Below are 20,006 nucleotides of genomic sequence, written 5' to 3' on the forward strand. Positions count from 1 at the left end.
AGGACCACTGAACGCCTTGAAACACCGAAAGCAACCGTTGGTTGTTTCGGAATCGATAGCAAAGACCCTGGTCGAAAGACCGGGGTTTTTTGTGTCTGAAATTTGGTATTTCCTTCCTTAGGCTCGTGCCTCCACCCTGAATCCACCACAAATCCCCCTGTGGGAGCGGGCTTGCTCGCGAAAGCGGTGTATCAGTTGAAAATGGTCTGCCTGACACCACGCCTTCGCGAGCAAGCCCGCTCCCACAGGGGGGGGTGTCGGTGTGCCCGGCGATCTGCTGCGATGCCACGTCGCATTGATTTTTTGATTCTTTAGTCAAATTTTTGTAACTGGTTGTTTGCCGGACGCTCAGAAACCTTTAAAGTTAACCTTTCGGTCAGCTTTGCACTGTCAACACGCCCTTTGTTTCGCCAAGAAGGGCTTCTGCAAGACTCGAGATTCCCAGTAGATAACCAGAAGGGCGGACACATAACCGCCCAGAGGATGATCCATGTCCAATCGTGATATATCCCGGCGCTCGTTCCTCCAGGGCGGGCTGGTGGCGGGTGTGAGCGTCACGCTCACGCCGCTCAGCAGTCAGGCGCTGGCTGCCTTGATGGAAAACAGCGTCACCGTGCCGTCCGAGAAGTGGCTCGGCAACAACGGCAAGGCACGCCAACGTAACGACGCCCTGTCCAAGGTCTGCGGCAGCAAAGTGTTTGCCCGCGACATTCGTTCCAAGGACATGCCGGGCTGGCCTGAGCAGCAAGGCCACGCCATGCTGCTGAAAACCATCAAGGCTGACCGAATCTACGAAGGCTACGACCTGTCGTGGCTGGGTGCCGACCTGCAACCTGACCGCATTGTCACAGCGGCCGATCTGGACAAGGACGGCATCGTGTTCCCTGAAGAACACGCGCCAGACCCTTTGCTGCCGGAAGGCAAAGTGCCGATGTTCATCGGCCACCCGGTGGCGATCCTGATCTGGAACGATTTCGAGCGTTTCCGTCAGGCCAAGAACAAACTCAAATTCAATGACAAGGCGATTCGTTACGGTGCACAAGTGCCGTACTACGAAGGCGACCCTTATGGCAGCTTCCGCTACGTGCGCGTGGGCGGCGCGACCTCGGCCGACGAAGACGAATTCGCCAGCCTGAAAGACTCGATTCTGTTCCCGATGCTGAAAAACCGGCGTCCGGTGTGGAATTCCCAGCCGAACCTGCACGGCAACCTGACCGAGCGCGGCCTGTTCTACGCCGACCGCATGAAAAAAGAGATCGATACGCCGCCGGACAACTGGCTGGTGTTCGACGAGCGCTACAAGACTCCGTCGATCGAACCGGCCGCCATGGAGCCGGACAACGGCAACGGCTGGTACGACCCGAAAACCAAGACCCTGCACTTCGTGGTCGCCACTCAGTGCCCGCTGGAAGCGGCGACCGAGACCGCGAAAATGATCGCGCCATCGCGCTTCGGCCTGGCAAACCTGAACATGCACCCGGGTTACACCGTGGGCTACGGTTCCAAAGACCACAACATCTTCGTCTACTACGCGGCCCTCGCTGCGCTGTATGGCGCCGGTGTGCCGATCCGTCTGGCGAATGACCGCTACGAGCAGTTCCAGAGCGGCATCAAGCGCCACCCGTTCGATATCCGCTATCAACTTGCAGTGGACAAGAATGACTACAGCTTCAAGATTTTCCGTGCCGAGATGAGCGTCGACGGTGGTGGCCGTATCAACTACAGCCCGTCGGTAGCGGCAGTCGGTGCCACGGCAGCGCAGTCGATCTATTACATGCCGCAGAACGATCTGCAGGTCACCGCTTATCACTCGCGTGGTGTTGAAGCGGGTTCGATGCGCGGTTACGGCACCCTGCAAAGCATGGCCTCGACCGAAATGATGGTCGACGAAATCGCCAACCGCCTCGGCGTTGACGCGATTGATCTGCGTCGCAAGAACGCCTTGCGTTCGGGCATGAAAAACACCCAGGGCGCGATTCCGGCCGGTGCCCTGCGCCTGCACGAGATTCTCGACAAGGCCTCGGTGCACGAAGTCTGGAAAAACCGCGACGCGATCAAGAAACAGCGCGAAGCTGCCGACCCGGACAACTGGTACGGCGTGGGTTTTGCCATTTGCCAGAAAGACTTCGGCACTGGCTCCGAAGCGCCGATGGCCAGCATCGAATTCACTGCTGAAGGTCGCATCACTCTGCGTCACATCGGTATTGAAATCGGCACTGGCATGTCCACTTCGCAGGCGCTGGTGGTGGCCGATTTCCTTGGCAGCCCGGCGCACGACGTGAAGACCGGCGAAACCGAATGGAAGGAAATGCAGCTGATCACCAGCGGCAACCCTTACATCATGAGTCAGGCCGAACAGGACAACCTGCTGCGCAACCCGCGCTGGGTTGGCAAGCTCGCCTCGGCGTCGTCCGCGACCAACTCGGCCTACTACTTCAGTCACGCCACCCGTGAAGCGGCGCGCGTGCTGTTCAACAACGGTTTGTGGCCGGCGGCCATGGAGATCTGGCGGCAGGGCCCTTACGGCGGTCAAGCCAACCCTTACGTGGTGCGTCGTGAAGATGCGCATTGGGTCGATGGCAAGCTCACTGCCAATGGCATGCAGCCATTGAGCTTCGAAGAGCTGGCCAAACGCGCTCACGAACGTGGTCTGGTGACCGGCTCCACCGTTCACGCGTTCAACCGCTGGAGCTGGGCCGAGGCCGAATACAGCATCGACGGCGTGCGCGAGCGTCTGCCGCTCGACGGTCTGGCAGTGAAGTACGGTGATGGCGCGCCGAAGGCGAAGAAAGCGCTGATGAGCACAGCGGGTTTCCACCTGTTGGATCGTCAGAACATCAACTACCCGGTGGTCCAGTTGAACAACGCTGCGGTGACTTACTACAGCCCGGTGGCCACGTTGGTCGAGCTGAAGGTCAATAAAGGCTCGGCGGAAGTCGAGGTGCTCAACCACCATTCGTGGGTCGAGTGCGGTCGGGTGCTGGTCGAAGAACTGGTCAAGGGCCAGCTCGAAGGCGGGATCGCCATGGGCATCGGTCATGCATTGATGGAAGAGATGCCGCTGTACGAAGGCGGACCGGGGGAGGGTGACTGGAACTTCAACCGTTATCGCCTGCCGATGGCCCGCCACGTGGCGGTGTGGAAGCAGACCGCGGAGATTCTGCCGCCGCTGTCGCCTAGCGATCCGTCCAAAGGCATCGCCGAAGTGGTGATGATCCCGGTGGTCGGTGCCATCGGTAACGCCGTGGCGCATGCCATCGGTAAACGTGTTCGCGATCTGCCAATCACTGCTGCGCGCATCAAGGAGGCCCTCAATGGCTAACCGTCCGCTTCAACTGACCCTCAATGGTCAATCCGTCGGCCCGGTGGACATCCCTGATGACCTGCCGATGATCGACTATCTGCACGAATACAAGAACCTCACCGGCTCGCGCCTGGGCTGCGGCCAGGGTATCTGCCACGCCTGCGTGGTGATCGTCGACAACCCGGACGGCACCAGTGAAGAAGTGCGCACCTGCATCACCGGCGCGCATTACTTCGAAGGCAAGAAAGTCCGCACCATCGAAAGTCACGCCAAGCGTGATGAGAGTGGCCAGGTCACTGAGCTGAACCCGATCCAGCAGCGTTTCGTCGACGAATTCGCCTTCCAGTGCAGCTACTGCGCGCCGGGCTTCGTCAACGCCGCGACGGTGCTGGTGGAGAAGCTGCAGCGCCAGCCGATCGTCAAAAGCCAACTGGAAAAAGTCATCGAGGACAGCCTCGGCCACCACATCTGCCGTTGCACCGGGTACGTGCGTTACTACAACGCCACGCGCAACGTGCTGACCGATCTCGGCCTGGTCAAGGAGGGTTGAGCATGAAGCATCTATTGACCCGCCTGACCCTGGCGGTCGGGTTGGCTGCGCCGGTGTTGTTTGCCCATGCGGATGATCAGGTCAAGCGCGGCGAATATCTCGCCCGCGCCGCCGACTGCATGGCGTGCCACACCGCGCCGGGCGGCGCGCCGTTTGCCGGCGGGCTGCCGATCGTCTCGCCATTCGGCACGATCTACGGCACCAACATCACCCCGAGCAAAGAGCACGGCATCGGCTTGTACAGCGATGACGAATTCTTCGCTGCGCTGACCGAAGGCAAGCGTCGCGACGGCGCCAATCTGTATCCGGCGATGCCGTACACTTCGTATCACCTGGTGCCGCGGGAAGACTCGGATGCGATTCACGCGTACCTGAAAACCATCGAGCCGATCGAGCGCGCAGCGCCGGTCACCAGCCTGAGCTTTCCGTTCAACGTGCGTCCGGGCCTGATCGGCTGGAACATGCTGTATGGCAAGGCCTTGAAGCTGGAATCTGCCGAAGGCAAAAGCGCAGCCTGGAAGCGCGGCCAGTACATGGTCGAAGTGCTCGGTCACTGCGGCGAATGCCACACGCCACGCGGCCTGCCGGGCGCGATGCAATTGGACAAGCGCCTGACCGGCGGCATCCTCAACGGTTATCTGGCACCGAGCCTGCTCGCCACCGATCTGGCGGCGCGCGGCTGGAATCAGCAGGACCTGAGCACGTTCCTCAAGCACGGCATGAGCGCCCAAGGCACGATGTTCAACGAGATGTTCCCGGTGTTCCACAACAGCACCCAGGGCCTGAACGATCAGGATCTGGCGGCGATGGCGACGTTCCTGCTTGGCGACAAGCCGCCAGCGGCAAAAGAGCTGACTGAAGTGTCGCTGGACAAGCTCAGCCCGAGCGCCCAGCGCGGCCGTCAGGAATATTTGAACGTCTGCGCCGGTTGTCATGCCGCCGGTGGTGAAGGCAAACCGCACATCGCCGTGGCCATGCGCGGCAATACCACGCTGCGCCTGGAAGATCCGCGCAACCTGGTGCGGGTGATCGAGGACGGTATCGGTGAGCAGAAATTCGCTGGATTCGAACACATGCAACCGATGCCGGGTTTCGCCGACAAGCTCAAACCTGAGCAACTGACTGATCTGCTGAACTACCTGCGTCAAGGCTGGGGCGGTCAATCGGCTGAACTGGCGGTGAGCGACGTGCAGAAACTGCAGGCTGACGCTCCGGCCGTCGAGCACAAGGCGCACTGACATGCAGCATCTCGATCTACAGGTTGTGCGGCGGGCACTGGAGTGGTCGGTAGCGGGGCAGCGCATTTGGCTCTGCACCGTGCTGACCACTTACGGCTCGGCGCCGCGTGCACCGGGTTCGCTGCTGGCGGTGAACGATAGAGGCCAGTGGATCGGCTCGCTGTCCGGTGGCTGTGTTGAGGAAGACTTTCTCGAGCGCGTCGCTGAAGGTGCGTTTCTCGATGCGGTCAACGTGGTGCGTTACGGCGAAGGTGATGATCCGCGCTCGCGGGTCAGCCTGCCCTGTGGCGGCATTCTCGACGTACTGGTAGAGAAATTTGACGCCGACTGCGAGGTGCAGGCGCATCTGCGTGAACTCGAATCGGCATTGCTCGGCCAGCGCCGTTTGATTCGCGAGGTCGATCTGGCCAGCGGTGCGCGCAGTCTGTTCACTGATCGCGAGCAGGGTGCGCGCATCGAGCGCGAGATTGATCGGGTGCGGATTCGCGTCGGTGCTGCTCAGCGTCTGTTGCTGGCGGGATACTCCAGCGTGGCGCAGGCCTGTGCCGAGTTCGCGGTGGGTCTGGGTTTCGAAGTGATTCTCTGCGATCCGCGCGATGAAGTGCTCGAAGGCGTGGTGCTCAACGGCGTGGAGATTCGTCGACAGTTGCCGTCAGTGTTCATCGCCGATGGCGGCTGTCATCGCGATACCGCGGTGGTGGCGCTGACCCATGATCCGCGCATCGACGATCTGGCGATGATGGAGGCGGTGTGCACCGAGGCGTTTTACATCGGCGTCATGGGCTCGCAGCAGACTTCGCAGAAACGCTTCGAGCGCCTGCGCAGGATTGGTGGGCTGGGGGAGGTCGAGCTGGCGCGGATTCATGCGCCGATCGGCCTGAACCTGGGCAGCAAAACACCGGCGGAGATTGCTTTGGCGGTGCTGGCGGATATCTTGCGGATTCGTAGCGGAATTGCCCGAGACCAGCTCTGATCTGGATTCTGCAAATTTGTGGCGAGGGAGCTTGCTCCCGCTGGACTGCGCAGCAGGCCTTCTTTTTAGATAAAAGAGAGTCCGCTGCGCGACCCGGCGGGAGCAAGCTCCCTCGCCACAGTTGTTTGCCAGTCAAGAAAACTGATCAGAAGCCCAGCTTGTCACGCAACCCGTAATACCACGCACCCAATGCCGCAAACGGCGTGCGCAGCAACTGCCCGCCGGGGAACGGGTAATGCGGCAGATCGGCAAACGCATCAAAACGCTCGGCCTGACCGCGCAACGCCTCGGCCAGTACCTTGCCGGCCAGATGCGTGTACGTCACGCCGTGGCCGCTGCAGCCTTGCGAATAGTAGATGTTATCGCCCAGGCGCCCAACCTGCGGTAGACGCGACAGGGTCAGCAGGAAATTGCCGGTCCAGGCGTAATCGATCTTCACGTCCTTGAGTTGCGGGAACGCCTTGAGCATTTTCGGGCGGATGATCGCTTCGATGTTCGCCGGATCCCGCGCACCGTAAACCACGCCGCCGCCGAAGATCAGACGCTTGTCGCCGGTCAGTCGGTAGTAGTCGAGCAGGTAGTTGCAGTCTTCGACGCAGTAATCCTGCGGCAACAGAGTTTTCGCCAATTCATCGCCCAGCGGTTCGGTGGTGATCACCTGAGTGCCGCACGGCATCGATTTGGCCGCCAGTTCCGGCACCAGATTGCCGAGGTAGGCGTTGCCCGCAACGATGATGAACTTGGCCCTGACCTTGCCTTGCGGCGTGTGCACCACCGGGTTGGCACCACGCTCGATGCGCACGGCTGGCGATTGCTCATAGATGGTGCCGCCGAGGGACTCGACCGCAGCAGCTTCACCGAGCGCCAGGTTCAGCGGATGAATGTGGCCGCCGCTCATGTCGAGCATGCCGCCGACGTATTGATCGCACGCCACCACTTCGCGAATGCGGCGCTGATCGAGCAGTTCCAGTTGCGTGTGGCCAAAGCGCTCCCACAGGCGCTTCTGCGATTCCAGGTGTCCCATCTGCTTGGCGGAGAGGGCGGCGAACACGCCGCCGTCCTTCAGGTCGCACTGGATGTTGTACTTGGCCACGCGCTCACGGATGATCCGTCCGCCTTCGAAGGCCATCTGCCCGAGCAGTTGCGCCTGCTTTGGGCCAACCGTGCGCTCGATGACGTCGATGTCACGGCTATAGCTGTTGACGATCTGCCCGCCATTACGCCCTGACGCACCGAAGCCGACCTTGGCCGCTTCCAGCACCGTCACGCGAAAACCGTTCTCCAGCAGAAACAACGCCGAGGACAGCCCGGTGTACCCGGCGCCGATCACACAGACATCCGTCTCCACATCATCCTGCAAGGCCGGACGTGGCGGTACGGCATTGGCCGACGCAGCGTAATAAGACTCTGGGTAAGGGGTGTTCGCCATCCTGCAGCCTCTGTTTAATATATTTTACGAGTGAGTCGATCCTACCCGAGTTGAAAAACCTCCGCCAGCCACCGGAAAAATCTTATCTGCCGGCCCGAAATTAAATATTTTGCATATTCATAGGGTTAGGTGAAAAAAAGGTGTTGACACCCCTCCGGAATTCCGTAGAATGCCGCCTCACAGCAGGCACGTAGCTCAGTTGGTTAGAGCACCACCTTGACATGGTGGGGGTCGTTGGTTCGAGTCCAATCGCGCCTACCAAACAAAATCCGCTCTGCTGGGCGGTCTAGAAGGGCTCACCGAAAGGTGGGCCCTTTTTTGTTGTCTGCGATTTGCAAAACTTTTGCAAAGCTTTTTCAAAACCCCCACCTCAGCGCATCTCTCGACACTGCATCTCTTCCGTTACCCAAGCGCTTAGCGTGTTTCGAAATAACACGATCTGTTGATATGGCGTTCTGTGCTTTTTTGGATCCGTTGAAAAAGTGTGGATATTGAAGGGGTTACCGGTATTTTTAACCGACCGGTTATCAAAAAAATGTTGTTGCAGTTCGTGAACTTCAGTAACATCCGTCCCGCGTTCACCACCACGGTTTATGCATTTTTAAATCCCAAGCTTCCATCAGCTGCTTGGGATTTTTTTTGCCTGCGATTTGGTGAATCGCGCTTTTTGGCTCCCGGCTTCCAGTGCGAAGCTTTCCAACCCCACGATCGTGTGCGGGCGCAACCGGCTTTTTTCGACTACTACTGACTGGCGTTTTCCAGGGCTTTCTCAAAGGAGTTCGTCGATGCTGGTTCACTGGCTTCTCGCCGCAATTCATCTCTTGGCTTTTGCACTGGGCTTCTGGGCCGTGTTGACCCGTGGCACGGCGTTCAGTCGTCTGGCCGCTGGCGTCGGTGAGGCCAAGCGGGTTTTGCTCGCTGATAATCTGTGGGGGATTGCTGCGCTGGTGCTACTGGTGACCGGTGGCATGCGCGCCTTCGGTGGCTTTGAAAAGGGCACTGACTACTATCTGCACCAGCCGCTGTTTCATTTGAAGATGACGTTGTTCGTACTGATTCTGCTGACAGAGCTGGCGCCGATGATCACGCTGGTCAAATGGCGGATCGCATTGGCGCGGGGCAAGGCGCTCGATACCGGACGTGCAAAGCTGTTCGCGCGGATCAGCCATGTCGAGGCGCTGCTGTTGGTACTGATGATGATTGCAGCTACCGGCATGGCGCGCGGCGTGACGTTCGGCTAGCAGGGAGCAATTCCCTGTGTCCTCTCGGAAATGTCTGACAGCCAGGCTTGGCAGTCGCAGGTAGTATCGCGCTGCTGGAGAAAGGGAGGGGAGCGAATGAAGCGGAGAAGGGATGTGTCAGGCGCCGTGCCCAGTGGACTGGGGAGCGGATGGCAATACGGCGCGTGAATCTTTAGCCAGTCTTACGCGAAGGCAAATGGACTGGCTACTGACTGCAATGCGGCTCAGGGAGTTTGTGGCTTGTCCGGGGCGGTCAGGCCTGCCTGAATGCGCTGATAGATCTCTTCACGGTGCACGGCAACGTTTTTCGGGGCGTTGATGCCGATACGGACTTGCTGACCGCTTACGCCGAGGATGGTGATCGTAATGTCATCACCAATATTTATGCTTTCACCGACTTTGCGGGTGAGTATCAGCATGGTCTTCTCCTTGATTGCTTTGTAGGGCACCTGATTCAGACAGTGCAGAGGTCGGTGGTACGTATAGATTAGTGCGAAGTCTCACGGTTTGGGTGCCTCTTTCTGACGCGCAGATGCGGCATTAATTCCCAGGGCGTAACTATACAGAGGCTGCAATCATCAATCTCGTTGTTTTGTGCCCATTTTGCGGGCCTCGCGAAGTATTTATGAATGTTAAGATCGGCGCTTTGTGATTTTCGAGGAAAGCGTTGTGCGCAAACTGGTCTGGATGGTCGCGGCACTGGCATTGGCGGGATGTGGTGAAGGCAAGAGTGTAGACGTGCAGAAGCCGAAAACGGCAGTCGCGGCCGCACCTGCGGCGGCGTCCGCCCCGCAATGGGACCTCGAAGTACGCGGCGAAACGCCTCAGGCTGTCAGTGACCTGAGTGGCTGGTTGATCGAGCATGCGTTCGTGCCGACCGTGATCAAGGACAGCAGCGGCAAGACGCGGATCCTGATTGGTCCGTTTAACTCCCAGGCCGACGCGCAAGCGCGCAAGGTAGAGGTGGATGCGGCATTGGTGAAGGCCAAGAAGCAGAACGTCGAGTCGGTGATCGTCGAGCATCCGCTCGCGCCGTAAGCAGCACTTTCAGCGGAGCTGCCTAAAGGACATCGCGGGCGATTCGTCTTATACGAGTCAATCACGATTTCCCGAAGGAGCTCCGCATGGCCTCCACCGCTCCCTACAAACTCTTCAATGCGGTTTTGCACCGCAAGACGCTGGTGAGTCCGCACATGATGCGGATCACGCTCGCCGACCCTTCGATAGGTGGCATGGCCACTTGGGCGCCGGATCAGCGGGTCAAATTGTTCTTCCCTGCTGAAGATGGATCGCCTGCAAGTCTTGCGCAGGAGGAGGGCTGGTACGCGCGTTTTCGTTCGATGCTGGCGAGCCGGCGGCCAGCAATGCGCACCTACACCATTCGTCATTTGCGCGCCGAGCAAGGCGAGGTCGATATCGATTTTGTTCTGCATGGCGAAACCGGGCCCGCGTCGCGCTGGGCGCTGCGTGCGCAGCCAGGAGCGTCTATGCAGATTCTCGCTCCTGACAGCGGTTTTTCCGCGCAGGACGCCGGCGGGTTTGAATGGAAACCGCCGCAGCTGCTCAAGGAGGTTTTGCTGGTGGCGGATGCCACGGCATTGCCGGCCGCCATGGGCATTCTTGACGAGTTGGCTGCCATGGCTGAACCGCCTCAGACTCAGGCTTACTTTGAAGTGGACAGCGCACCAGACATGCTCCCGGTGCCGGATTGGCCTGGGCTGTCGGTGCAGTGGCTGGTTCGCGATCAGACGCCAGAAGTAGTGGCTGGGGCGCTGATGGTAGAGGCAGTGCAGCAGGCGTTCCTGCCGGCAGAGGATTCATCGGTCGGGCAAGCTGCCGAACTCGCCGAAGTCGATATCGACAAAGACATTCTCTGGGAGATCGCCAACACGGCCCCTGAAGGTTTTTATGGCTGGATTGCCGGAGAAAGCGCAGCGGTCATGCGTCTGCGCAAATACTTGATCAAGGAGTGCGGTATCTCGCGCGAGTCACTCAATCTGATGGGCTACTGGCGCTACAACAAGGCTGGCAGCTAAAAGCCAAAAAGGCCTCGAACATCACGTTCGAGGCCTTTTCTTTTGCGCTGAAGAATCAGCCGCAGGCTTTCAGGTTTACCGGGCCGACAAATTCATTGCCGCGTCCCATCACGCACGCCACGCTCTGATTGCGTTGACGTTCCCAGTCCTGCACTGGATAAGTTTTGTCCCACGCTTCGTACAGTTGCCGATCCTGTTTCGACAGGCGCAAGCCGTACTGCTTGCTCATGTAGAAATAGGTGCGCGCGATCATGCCGCGAATCGACGGGCGCGGCATGACCTTCTTGGCCTTGAAGTCGACCTGGGTCAGGCACGAGCCGTACTGCCCGGATTGCACCGGCAGCCAGCCATAACTGAAGTTGCTGCGGTCACCGTTGACCTCACCAATGCTCGGCACCAGGTTGTGCAGGTCGGCTTCGGCTTTCTGGTAGCTCGGGTCATAGCGGGTGCAGTTCTTGCGCCCGCCCGACTGCCAGCATTGACGCTGGTGACCGAACTCCCACGCCGGGACGATGTGTTCCCATTCGATGCGTGAAGCACGCTTGGCATTTTTACGTGGTACGTAGCCGCAAGCCTTCAAGTCCACCTTGTTGCCGGTGTACTTGCACCCGCAGTAAAACTCGGTGGACTGCGGTGCATACAGTTTCCAGGCGGCCTTTTTGGCCTCGGTAAAAGTGCGGGGCGCGCCAGCCTGGGCGCCAAAAGCGATGAACAGCAGCAGCAAAGCAAAACAGCGGACACTCATTGAATCAATCTTCCTTCGGCACAACCCAAAAAATCTGCACGCCGCCATCGTCGCGATAGGCGAGTGTGACGTTGTCGTTCTCGTCGATTTCCTCGAGCAGTTGCTCCCATGCATCCACAGGCTCGTCCGGCAGGCGGAAGATCAGTGCGGCTTTGGCTTTTTGTGCGGTAGGAGAATTGATGATTTTCTGAACGCGCATGCCCATGCGTTCGTAAGCGTCAGGAGCATCAGGAGAGGTGGCCACGAGGTTATCCTTATTAAGCTGTACGTGCATACAGTATTTAACTGTAAGCATTTTCGCAACTGCTTAAAATTCAAGAAAATCCTCTGACAGCGCTTTTCCGCTTTTGGTGTAAGTCGGGTCGATTATTTTGTACGAAAAAGTCGCGCTCAGCGTAAGTGGCAGCACCACCCGCCGCACGGGCGAGTGGTGAGCAGGTTGCCCGACCCGAAAGGGTCAGGCGAGGGCCAATCAATATTCCCAGAACATCCGCTGCAGTTCTTTGCTGTCGTTGGTTTTGGTCAGGGCGACCATGGCCAGGATGCGGGCCTTTTGCGGGTTCAGGTCGTGAGCGACCACCCAGTCGTACTTGTCGTCAGGTTGTTCGGCGTTACGCAGGACGAAGCCGCCGGCGTTGACGTGGGACGAGCGGATGATCTGCACGCCGTCTTTACGCAGGGCTTGCAGGGATGGCACTACGCGCGAAGACACCGAACCGTTACCGGTACCGGCATGGATGATCGCTTTGGCGCCGGCCTGGGCCAGGGCCTTGTAAGCGGTGTCATCGACGTTGCCGTAGGAGTAGGCGATTTCTACGTCAGGCAGGCTCTTGATGTTCTTGATGTCGAATTCCGAATCCATGGTGTGACGCTTGGCCGGCAAGCGGAACCAGTAGGATTTGCCTTCAACCACCATGCCCAGCGGACCCCAAGGGCTTTTGAACGCCTCGGTCTTGATGTTGATCATTTTGCTGACGTCGCGACCGGACTGGATCTCGTCGTTCATGGTTACCAGCACGCCTTTGCCGTGCGCTTCTTTGCTGCTGGCGACGGCGACGGCGTTGTACAGGTTGAGCATGCCGTCCGCCGACATGGCGGTGCCCGGACGCATCGAGCCGACCACGATGATCGGCTTGTCGGTTTTTTCCACCAGATTCAGGAAGTACGCGGTTTCTTCCAGGGTGTCGGTGCCGTGGGTGATGACGATGCCATCGACGTCTTTGCTGTCGGCCAGCTCGGATACGCGGCGACCCAGTTGCAGCAGGTTGTCGTTGGTGATGCTTTCCGAAGCGATCTGCATGACTTGTTCGCCACGCACGTTCGCCAGTTTGCTCAGTTCGGGGATGCCGGCGATCAGTTGTTCAATCCCGACTTTGGCCGCTTGATAGGTGGCGCTGTTGGCTGCGCTGGCGCCGGCACCGGCAATGGTGCCGCCCGTGGCAAGCACCACGACGTTGGCGAGTTTGGTCTGGGTTTCGACTTCTTTTGCCTGAAGGGCAGTGGGCAGGAGCAGGAGGAGGGCCAAAGCGCCCGGAACCAAGGTGTTGAAAGCAGATTTCATTATTTTTCTCTCTAGTAGTGAGACGGTGCTGATGCAGGTTCATCTAGATGCGCCCCGTGCCGATCTGAATGCCCGGGGTGCAGGCTAGGGAGCAGGATCTGTACCAGTGCTACTTTGCTTTAGAGAAATGTTTAACCTGATGATTTATATCAATATTTTGTAAGTTGGCGGATTCTTGAGTGAATGGCTTATCCGGGTTTCCGAACAAAGGAAGCTTTCGTGTTCGGTTCACCGAAAGGGACTACACCTCCTGGCGACCGCAACGGCTTGCCGGTTCAGGTTTTCCGCTAAAGAAACCCGTCAGCAGGCCGATGGCTGTGGAAGGAAACGTTTATTTAGGGAGTTCACATGTCACTGACGATCGGTTTTTCAAATCCCGGCTCAGTCACCATTGGCGGTAAAACCGCAGCGACAATCAATGCAATGAACCAGGCGGAAGCAGATGCGGCCGACGAGGCGCTTGGCGTTGAAAAAGAACCGAGCAATCAAGTTCGCACCGGTGGTCCCGCGCAAGAAGCCAGCAAGGCGGATAGCGCTGACAGCGGCGACAGTCTGAGCGTCACCGTAAAAATGTTGCTCAAGCGCATGCAGGAATTGCAGAAGCAACTGCAGGAGCAGCAACAGCAGTTGGCTGCGGCTCAGGCGGCGAGCTATCCGACGCCCGAGGCCAAATCACAGGCGGTGATGTCCGTTCAGGGGCAGATCGCGCAAACCAGCGGCGCGCTGATGGAAGTCGCAGCGGCACTGGTCAAGGAAATGTCCAAGGATTCCACCAGCGGCAACCTGGTCAGCACCACGGCTTAAGCGGTAAGGGGTGAATCAGACGATTGAGCCCCGCAATACAACGACGATTTCTGATTGTTGACAAATGTCGGCGGGATTCGCATAGTTCGGTCTACGCAAACGTTTGCGCGGCTTCCCCGGTGCACTATTATCCGGAAGAGAGCGCTGAAGCTTACGCCAGCGCGAGCGCGAGCGTTGCTCACAATAATCATAAGATCGGAGTGAACCCATGAAGCTGCCATTCGCTGGACGTCTTCTTGCTGTCGCTATGCTGGCTGCCGCAGCCGCCGCACTACCTGTCTCTTCGGCTTTCGCCGAGTCCCCGGAAAAACCTAAAGTCGCACTGGTCATGAAATCCCTGGCCAACGAATTCTTCCTGACCATGGAAGATGGCGCCAAGGCCTACCAGAAAGAACACTCCGCCGACTTCGACCTGATCTCCAACGGCATCAAGGACGAGACCGATACCGCCGGCCAGACCCGCATCGTCGAGCAGATGATTCTGGCCAAGGTCAACGCGCTGGTCATCGCACCGTCCGATTCCAAAGCCATGGTGCCGGTGATCAAGAAAGCCGTCGATGCCGGCATCACTGTGATCAACATCGACAACCAGCTCGATCCGCAGATCGTCAAAAGCAAAAACATCAGCGTGCCATTCGTAGGCCCGGACAACCGCAAAGGTGCGCGTCTGGTCGGCGAATACCTGGCCAAGCAACTGAAGGCCGGTGACGAGGTCGGCATCATCGAAGGCGTGTCCACCACCACCAACGCCCAGCAACGCACCGCAGGCTTCAAGGATGCGATGGAGGCGGCGCAGATCAAGGTTGTCTCCTTGCAATCCGGTGACTGGGAGATCGACAAGGGCAACAAGGTTGCGGCGTCGATTCTCAGCGAATACCCGGATGTGAAAGCGCTGCTGGCGGGTAACGACAGCATGGCCGTTGGCGCTGTTTCCGCTGTGCGTGCTGCCGGCAAGGCGGGCAAGGTCCAAGTGGTCGGTTACGACAACATCAATGCGATCAAGCCGATGCTCAAGGATGGTCGTGTACTGGCGACGGCCGATCAGTTCGCTGCCAAGCAGGCCGTGTTCGGTATCGAGACTGCGCTGAAAATCCTCAAGGGCGAAAAAGTCGACAGCGGCGTCAATGGCGTGATCGAAACGCCAGTCGAGTTGGTCACTAAGTAAGTCTTCCGGCGACACAACGGCGCTCGTCCGTCCGGACGAGCGCATGGAGAGTTTTTTATGTCAGTTTCCGCCCCGAACGCTGTCCTCTCGGTCAGCGGTATCGGTAAGACCTATGCGCAACCGGTGCTCACGGGCATCGACTTGACGCTGATGCGCGGTGAAGTGCTGGCGCTGACCGGTGAGAATGGCGCCGGTAAAAGCACGCTGTCGAAGATCATTGGTGGTCTGGTTACGCCCACCACCGGTCAGATGCAATTCCAGGGCAAGGACTACCGTCCGGGCAGTCGCACCCAGGCTGAAGAGCTTGGCGTGCGCATGGTCATGCAAGAACTCAATCTGCTGCCGACGCTGTCGGTGGCGGAAAACCTGTTTCTCGACAATCTGCCCAGCAACGGCGGCTGGATCAGTCGCAAGCAATTGCGCAAAGCCGCGATCGAGGCCATGGCGCAGGTTGGCCTCGATGCCATTGACCCGGACACCCTGGTCGGCGAACTGGGCATTGGCCATCAACAGATGGTCGAAATCGCACGCAACCTGATCGGCGATTGCCACGTGCTGATCCTCGATGAGCCGACCGCGATGCTCACTGCGCGTGAAGTGGAAATGCTCTTCGAGCAGATCACTCGCTTGCAGGCACGTGGCGTCTCGATCATCTATATCTCGCATCGCCTCGAAGAGCTGGCGCGCGTCGCGCAACGCATTGCCGTGCTGCGTGACGGCAATCTGGTCTGCGTCGAACCGATGGCCAACTACAACAGTGAGCAACTGGTCACCTTGATGGTTGGCCGCGAACTGGGCGAACACATCGACATGGGCCCGCGCAAGATCGGCGCCCCGGCACTGACGGTCCAGGGCCTGACCCGTTCCGACAAGGTGCGCGATGTTTCTTTCGAAGTGCGCGCCGGCGAGATCTTCGGGATTTCCGGGCTGATCGGGGCAGGGCGCACCGAATTGCTGCGACTGATCTTCGGCGCCGATCTGGCCGACAGCGGCACGATTGCGCTGGGTTCGCCGGCACAGGTGGTCAGTGTGCGTTCGCCGGTTGATGCGGTGAACCATGGCATTGCCTTGATCACCGAAGACCGAAAAGGTGAAGGCCTGCTGCTCAGTCAGTCGATCAGCGCCAACATCGCCCTGGGCAACATGCCGGAGATTTCCAGGGCAGGAATCGTCAATGCCAGCGACGAAATTTCCCTGGCGCAGCGTCAGATCAACGCCATGCGCATCCGCAGTTCCAGCCCAACTCAGTTGGTGTCGGAATTGTCTGGCGGCAACCAGCAGAAAGTGGTGATCGGCCGCTGGCTGGAGCGCGATTGCTCGGTGCTGTTGTTCGACGAGCCGACCCGCGGCATCGATGTCGGTGCCAAGTTCGATATCTACGCCTTGCTGGGCGAGTTGACGCGTCAGGGCAAGGCGCTGGTGGTGGTGTCCAGTGACCTGCGCGAGCTGATGCTGATCTGCGACCGGATCGGTGTGCTGTCGGCAGGGCGTTTGATCGATACCTTCGAGCGCGACAGCTGGACCCAGGATGATTTGCTTGCCGCCGCGTTCGCCGGCTACCAAAAACGTGATGCGTTGCTCAATGAAGCGGCGCCTAGGGATCTCCCATGAAAACTGCATCTTCCGCCGGCAAACGTAGTGGCAATTTCTACGGTCTGGGCACCTATCTGGGCCTGGCCGGGGCCTTGTTGGCTATGGTGGCGCTGTTCTCGATGATGAGCAGCCACTTTCTGTCCTATGACACTTTCAGCACGCTGGCCAACCAGATTCCCGATCTGATGGTGCTGGCGGTGGGCATGACCTTTGTACTGATCATCGGCGGCATCGACCTGTCGGTCGGTTCGGTGCTGGCACTTGCCGCTTCGACAGTCAGCGTGGCGATTCTCGGCTGGGGCTGGAGCGTGTTGCCGGCCGCGTTGCTGGGTATGGCGGTGGCGGCACTGGCGGGAACGGTGACCGGTTCGATCACCGTGGCGTGGCGCATTCCGTCGTTCATCGTTTCGCTCGGTGTGCTGGAAATGGCCCGTGGTCTGGCGTATCAGATGACCGGTTCGCGCACCGCGTACATTGGTGATTCATTTGCCTGGCTGTCGAACCCGATCGCGTTCGGCATTTCGCCGTCGTTCATCATTGCCTTGCTGGTGATATTCATTGCGCAAGCTGTGCTGACCCGCACCGTGTTCGGTCGTTACCTGATCGGTATCGGCACCAACGAGGAAGCGGTGCGGCTGGCCGGGATCAATCCAAAACCGTACAAGATTCTGGTGTTCAGCCTGATGGGGCTGCTGGCCGGGATTGCCGCACTGTTCCAGATTTCCCGTCTGGAAGCTGCAGACCCGAATGCCGGCTCCGGTCTCGAATTGCAAGTGATCGCCGCCGTGGTGATCGGTGGCACCAGTCTGATGGGTGGCCGTGGTTCGGTGATCAGCACCTTTTTCGGTGTGTTGATCATTTCGGTACTGGCCGCCGGTCTGGCGCAGATCGGCGCGACCGAGCCAACCAAACGCATCATCACCGGCGCGGTGATTGTCATCGCGGTAGTGCTCGATACCTATCGCAGCCAGCGCGCCAGTCGACGGGGCTAACAGATGGCAACGATCAAGGATGTGGCGGCGCTCGCGGGGATTTCCTACACCACGGTTTCTCACGTGGTGAACAAGACGCGCCCGGTCAGCCAGGAAGTGCGGTTGAAGGTCGAGGCGGCCATCAAAAGCCTCGACTATGTGCCGAGTGCGGTGGCGCGTTCGCTGAAAGCCAAGACCACTGCGACCATTGGCTTATTGGTGCCCAACAGCCTCAACCCGTATTTTGCCGAGTTGGCACGGGGTATCGAGGATTACTGCGAGCGTAACGGCTACTGCGTGATCCTGTGCAATTCTGACGACAACCCGGAAAAACAGCGCAGCTATTTGCGCGTGCTACTGGAGAAGCGCATTGACGGCCTGATCGTCGCCTCCGCCGGTGGCGACATCGGGCTCGCGCAAGGGCTGGCCGGGGTGAAAACGCCGATGGTCATCGTCGACCGCGGGCTGGATGGCGTCGACGCCGACCTGGTGCGCATCGACCATGAGTATGGCGCTTATCTGGCGACGCGGCATCTGCTGGAGCTGGGCCATCGTGACATCGCCACCATCGGTGGTCCGTCGAGCACCAGCGTGGCGCAAATGCGTCAGGCCGGTTTTTGTCGGGCGCTGCAGGAGGCGGGCATCAAGGTACGGGCCGAGCGCATGCTGGAAAGCGATTTCACCAGCACCGGTGGTTACAACGCGGCAGCGATCCTGCTTGAAAGCAATCCGCCGAGTGCGATCTTCGCCGGTAACGACATGATCGGGATCGGTGTGCTGCGCGCGGCGGCCGAGCGCAATGTCCGCGTACCGAGCGAGCTGTCGGTGATCGGCTTCGACGATATCCAGATGAGTCGCTACGTGTACCCGGCGCTGACCACCGTTGGCCAGTCGATCCTGCAGTTGGGCGAGATGGCTGCCGAAGTGTTGCTGCGAAGGATTGCTACCCCGAGTCTGGTCACCGATCAACGGATCGTGACCCCGAGTATTGTCTTGCGCGAATCGACTGCGCCGCTGTCCGGCGTATTCACCGAGTACCGCTGAAACCGAATTGACGAGTAGTGATGTATGCCAGCAAATGTAGTGGTAATAGGCAGCCTGAACATGGATCTGGTCACCCGGGCACCACGGCTGCCCAAGGGCGGTGAAACGCTGATCGGTCATTCCTTTGCCACCGTGTCCGGCGGCAAGGGCGCCAATCAGGCAGTCGCTGCTGCGCGCCTGGGTGCGCGGGTGGCGATGGTCGGCTGTGTTGGCAATGATGACTACGGCGTGCAATTGCGTGACGCGTTGCTGGCTGAGCAGATCGATTGTCAGGCGGTGAGCACGGTCGAAGATTCCAGTGGCGTGGCGCTGATCGTGGTCGATGACAACAGTCAGAACGCCATCGTGATCGTTGCTGGCGCCAACGGTGCAATGACCCCGGCAGTGATCGACCGTTTTGATGCGGTGCTGCAAGCGGCCGACGTGATTATCTGCCAGCTCGAGATCCCGGATGCAACGGTAGGGCATGCGCTCAAGCGTGCACGTACGCTGGGTAAAACGGTCATCCTCAATCCGGCGCCGGCCAGTCGTCCGTTGCCGGCAGACTGGTTTGCCGCCATCGACTACCTGATCCCCAACGAAAGTGAAGCATCCGCGTTGAGCGGGTTGCCGGTCGATTCGCTGCAAAGCGCAGAAAGCGCTGCCAACCAGTTGATCGCAATGGGCGCGGGCAAGGTCATCATTACCCTCGGTGCGCAAGGTTCACTGTTTGCCAATGGCAAAGGTTTCGAGCACTTCCCGGCGCCAAAGGTGCAGGCGGTCGATACCACCGCCGCGGGCGATACCTTCGTCGGCGGTTTTGCTGCGGCGCTCGCCAGTGGCAAATCCGAGGCCGAGGCGATCCGGTACGGGCAAGTCGCGGCAGCGCTGTCTGTGACCCGGGCCGGCGCACAACCTTCCATTCCAACCATGTCCGACGTACAGGCGTTCAAACCCGCATGAAAAAGACTCCTCTGCTCAACGTCGCGTTGTCGCGGCTGATCGCCTCCCTGGGCCATGGTGACATGGTGGTCATCGGTGACGCCGGACTGCCGGTGCCACCGGGTGTTGAATTGATTGATCTGGCGCTGACCCACGGCGTTCCGGATTTTGTCAGTACCCTGAAAGTCGTGCTCAGCGAGATGCAGGTGGAAAGCCATGTGCTGGCCAACGAAATCCTCGACAAGCAGCCGACCGCCCTGGTCGCGCTGGACGAGTTGCAGGAAGAGGGTGCCCTCGGTCGGCGCGAGCTGCTGACGCATGAGCAATTCAAGGTTCTCAGCCGACAGGCGCGGGCGATTGTTCGTACAGGCGAATGTCAGCCGTACTGCAACATCGTGCTGGTGGCCGGGGTAACGTTCTAATCGGGTTTC

20 protein-coding genes and 1 tRNA gene are annotated in these 20,006 nt (G+C 59.3%); 16 read left to right on the top strand and 5 right to left on the bottom strand.

The window, feature by feature from the left end:
- Nucleotides 1-490 precede the first annotated feature (490 nt).
- The 4 genes from KCG87_RS23725 to KCG87_RS23740 are packed head-to-tail and all read left to right on the top strand — an operon-like array spanning nucleotide 491 to nucleotide 6,065.
- Entirely contained in the window at nucleotides 491-3,322 is a 2,832-nt protein-coding gene (locus tag KCG87_RS23725) for a xanthine dehydrogenase family protein molybdopterin-binding subunit (protein ID WP_210558992.1), read from the top strand.
- Nucleotides 3,315-3,854, top strand: coding sequence for a (2Fe-2S)-binding protein (locus tag KCG87_RS23730; RefSeq protein WP_003226408.1), 540 nt, complete (start codon nucleotides 3,315-3,317; stop codon nucleotides 3,852-3,854). Before KCG87_RS23725 ends, KCG87_RS23730 begins: the two co-directional genes overlap by 8 nt.
- A gap of 2 nt (nucleotides 3,855-3,856) precedes the next feature.
- Entirely contained in the window at nucleotides 3,857-5,092 is a 1,236-nt protein-coding gene (locus tag KCG87_RS23735) for a cytochrome c (protein WP_210558991.1), read from the top strand.
- Nucleotide 5,093: 1 nt separating this feature from the next.
- Nucleotides 5,094-6,065: an XdhC family protein gene (locus KCG87_RS23740; protein ID WP_210558990.1), complete on the top strand. Its 972-nt coding sequence runs from the start codon at nucleotides 5,094-5,096 to the stop codon at nucleotides 6,063-6,065.
- Nucleotides 6,066-6,210: 145 nt separating this feature from the next.
- On the opposite strand, the gene KCG87_RS23745 is transcribed toward KCG87_RS23740, so the two are convergent.
- The gene (locus KCG87_RS23745) at nucleotides 6,211-7,494 is read right to left on the bottom strand and encodes an FAD-binding oxidoreductase (protein ID WP_098964641.1); all 1,284 of its coding nucleotides are present in this window, start codon (nucleotides 7,492-7,494) and stop codon (nucleotides 6,211-6,213) included.
- Nucleotides 7,495-7,678: 184 nt separating this feature from the next.
- Here KCG87_RS23745 and KCG87_RS23750 point away from each other — a divergent pair.
- From KCG87_RS23750 to KCG87_RS23760, 3 genes are all read left to right on the top strand, one after another.
- Nucleotides 7,679-7,755: transfer RNA gene (locus KCG87_RS23750), tRNA-Val, on the top strand.
- 223 nt (nucleotides 7,756-7,978) lie between these two features.
- On the top strand, nucleotides 7,979-8,242 hold the full coding sequence (locus tag KCG87_RS23755) for a hypothetical protein (protein ID WP_210558989.1): 264 nt from the start codon (nucleotides 7,979-7,981) through the stop codon (nucleotides 8,240-8,242).
- A 37-nt stretch (nucleotides 8,243-8,279) separates the two neighbouring features.
- The gene (locus tag KCG87_RS23760) at nucleotides 8,280-8,735 is read left to right on the top strand and encodes a DUF2214 family protein (protein WP_098964639.1); all 456 of its coding nucleotides are present in this window, start codon (nucleotides 8,280-8,282) and stop codon (nucleotides 8,733-8,735) included.
- A 224-nt stretch (nucleotides 8,736-8,959) separates the two neighbouring features.
- On the opposite strand, the gene csrA is transcribed toward KCG87_RS23760, so the two are convergent.
- Nucleotides 8,960-9,154, bottom strand: a complete 195-nt coding sequence (csrA, locus tag KCG87_RS23765) for a carbon storage regulator CsrA (RefSeq protein ID WP_003179932.1) — start codon at nucleotides 9,152-9,154, stop codon at nucleotides 8,960-8,962.
- Nucleotides 9,155-9,404: 250 nt separating this feature from the next.
- Between csrA and KCG87_RS23770 the strand changes: the two genes are divergently transcribed.
- Both KCG87_RS23770 and KCG87_RS23775 read left to right on the top strand, forming a co-directional pair.
- Nucleotides 9,405-9,773, top strand: coding sequence for a sporulation protein (locus KCG87_RS23770; protein WP_047293271.1), 369 nt, complete (start codon nucleotides 9,405-9,407; stop codon nucleotides 9,771-9,773).
- A gap of 86 nt (nucleotides 9,774-9,859) precedes the next feature.
- On the top strand, nucleotides 9,860-10,771 hold the full coding sequence (locus tag KCG87_RS23775) for a siderophore-interacting protein (RefSeq protein ID WP_098964638.1): 912 nt from the start codon (nucleotides 9,860-9,862) through the stop codon (nucleotides 10,769-10,771).
- Between the two features lie 55 nt (nucleotides 10,772-10,826).
- On the opposite strand, the gene KCG87_RS23780 is transcribed toward KCG87_RS23775, so the two are convergent.
- From KCG87_RS23780 to KCG87_RS23790, 3 genes are all read right to left on the bottom strand, one after another.
- Nucleotides 10,827-11,516, bottom strand: coding sequence for an endonuclease I family protein (locus KCG87_RS23780; RefSeq protein WP_003226397.1), 690 nt, complete (start codon nucleotides 11,514-11,516; stop codon nucleotides 10,827-10,829).
- A 4-nt stretch (nucleotides 11,517-11,520) separates the two neighbouring features.
- Nucleotides 11,521-11,811, bottom strand: coding sequence for a DUF1654 domain-containing protein (locus KCG87_RS23785; protein WP_003226395.1), 291 nt, complete (start codon nucleotides 11,809-11,811; stop codon nucleotides 11,521-11,523).
- A gap of 177 nt (nucleotides 11,812-11,988) precedes the next feature.
- Nucleotides 11,989-13,077, bottom strand: coding sequence for an asparaginase (locus tag KCG87_RS23790; protein WP_027611548.1), 1,089 nt, complete (start codon nucleotides 13,075-13,077; stop codon nucleotides 11,989-11,991).
- 348 nt (nucleotides 13,078-13,425) lie between these two features.
- Between KCG87_RS23790 and KCG87_RS23795 the strand changes: the two genes are divergently transcribed.
- The 7 genes from KCG87_RS23795 to rbsD all read left to right on the top strand — a co-directional run bounded on the left by KCG87_RS23795 (nucleotide 13,426) and on the right by rbsD (nucleotide 19,997).
- Complete coding sequence (locus tag KCG87_RS23795; RefSeq protein ID WP_027611549.1) at nucleotides 13,426-13,881, top strand: hypothetical protein; 456 nt, start codon at nucleotides 13,426-13,428, stop codon at nucleotides 13,879-13,881.
- A gap of 208 nt (nucleotides 13,882-14,089) precedes the next feature.
- Nucleotides 14,090-15,046 carry a sugar ABC transporter substrate-binding protein gene (locus KCG87_RS23800; RefSeq protein ID WP_003226388.1) on the top strand — a complete coding sequence of 319 codons (957 nt, stop codon included), beginning with the start codon at nucleotides 14,090-14,092 and terminating at the stop codon, nucleotides 15,044-15,046.
- 57 nt (nucleotides 15,047-15,103) lie between these two features.
- Nucleotides 15,104-16,657 carry a sugar ABC transporter ATP-binding protein gene (locus KCG87_RS23805; protein ID WP_098964633.1) on the top strand — a complete coding sequence of 518 codons (1,554 nt, stop codon included), beginning with the start codon at nucleotides 15,104-15,106 and terminating at the stop codon, nucleotides 16,655-16,657.
- Nucleotides 16,654-17,631, top strand: a complete 978-nt coding sequence (locus tag KCG87_RS23810) for an ABC transporter permease (RefSeq protein ID WP_007961238.1) — start codon at nucleotides 16,654-16,656, stop codon at nucleotides 17,629-17,631. Before KCG87_RS23805 ends, KCG87_RS23810 begins: the two co-directional genes overlap by 4 nt.
- Before the next feature lie 3 nt (nucleotides 17,632-17,634).
- The gene (locus tag KCG87_RS23815; protein WP_027611551.1) at nucleotides 17,635-18,654 is read left to right on the top strand and encodes a LacI family DNA-binding transcriptional regulator; all 1,020 of its coding nucleotides are present in this window, start codon (nucleotides 17,635-17,637) and stop codon (nucleotides 18,652-18,654) included.
- Nucleotides 18,655-18,678: 24 nt separating this feature from the next.
- The gene (gene rbsK, locus KCG87_RS23820) at nucleotides 18,679-19,596 is read left to right on the top strand and encodes a ribokinase (RefSeq protein WP_210558988.1); all 918 of its coding nucleotides are present in this window, start codon (nucleotides 18,679-18,681) and stop codon (nucleotides 19,594-19,596) included.
- Nucleotides 19,593-19,997 (top strand): D-ribose pyranase, encoded by a 405-nt coding sequence (gene rbsD / locus KCG87_RS23825; protein ID WP_098964629.1) that lies wholly within the window; start codon nucleotides 19,593-19,595, stop codon nucleotides 19,995-19,997. The genes rbsK and rbsD overlap by 4 nt, the downstream gene beginning before the upstream one ends.
- Nucleotides 19,998-20,006: the final 9 nt, after the last annotated feature.

Source organism: Pseudomonas sp. MWU347, assembly GCF_017947305.1.
Classification (GTDB): Bacteria; Pseudomonadota; Gammaproteobacteria; order Pseudomonadales; family Pseudomonadaceae; genus Aquipseudomonas; species Aquipseudomonas putida_A.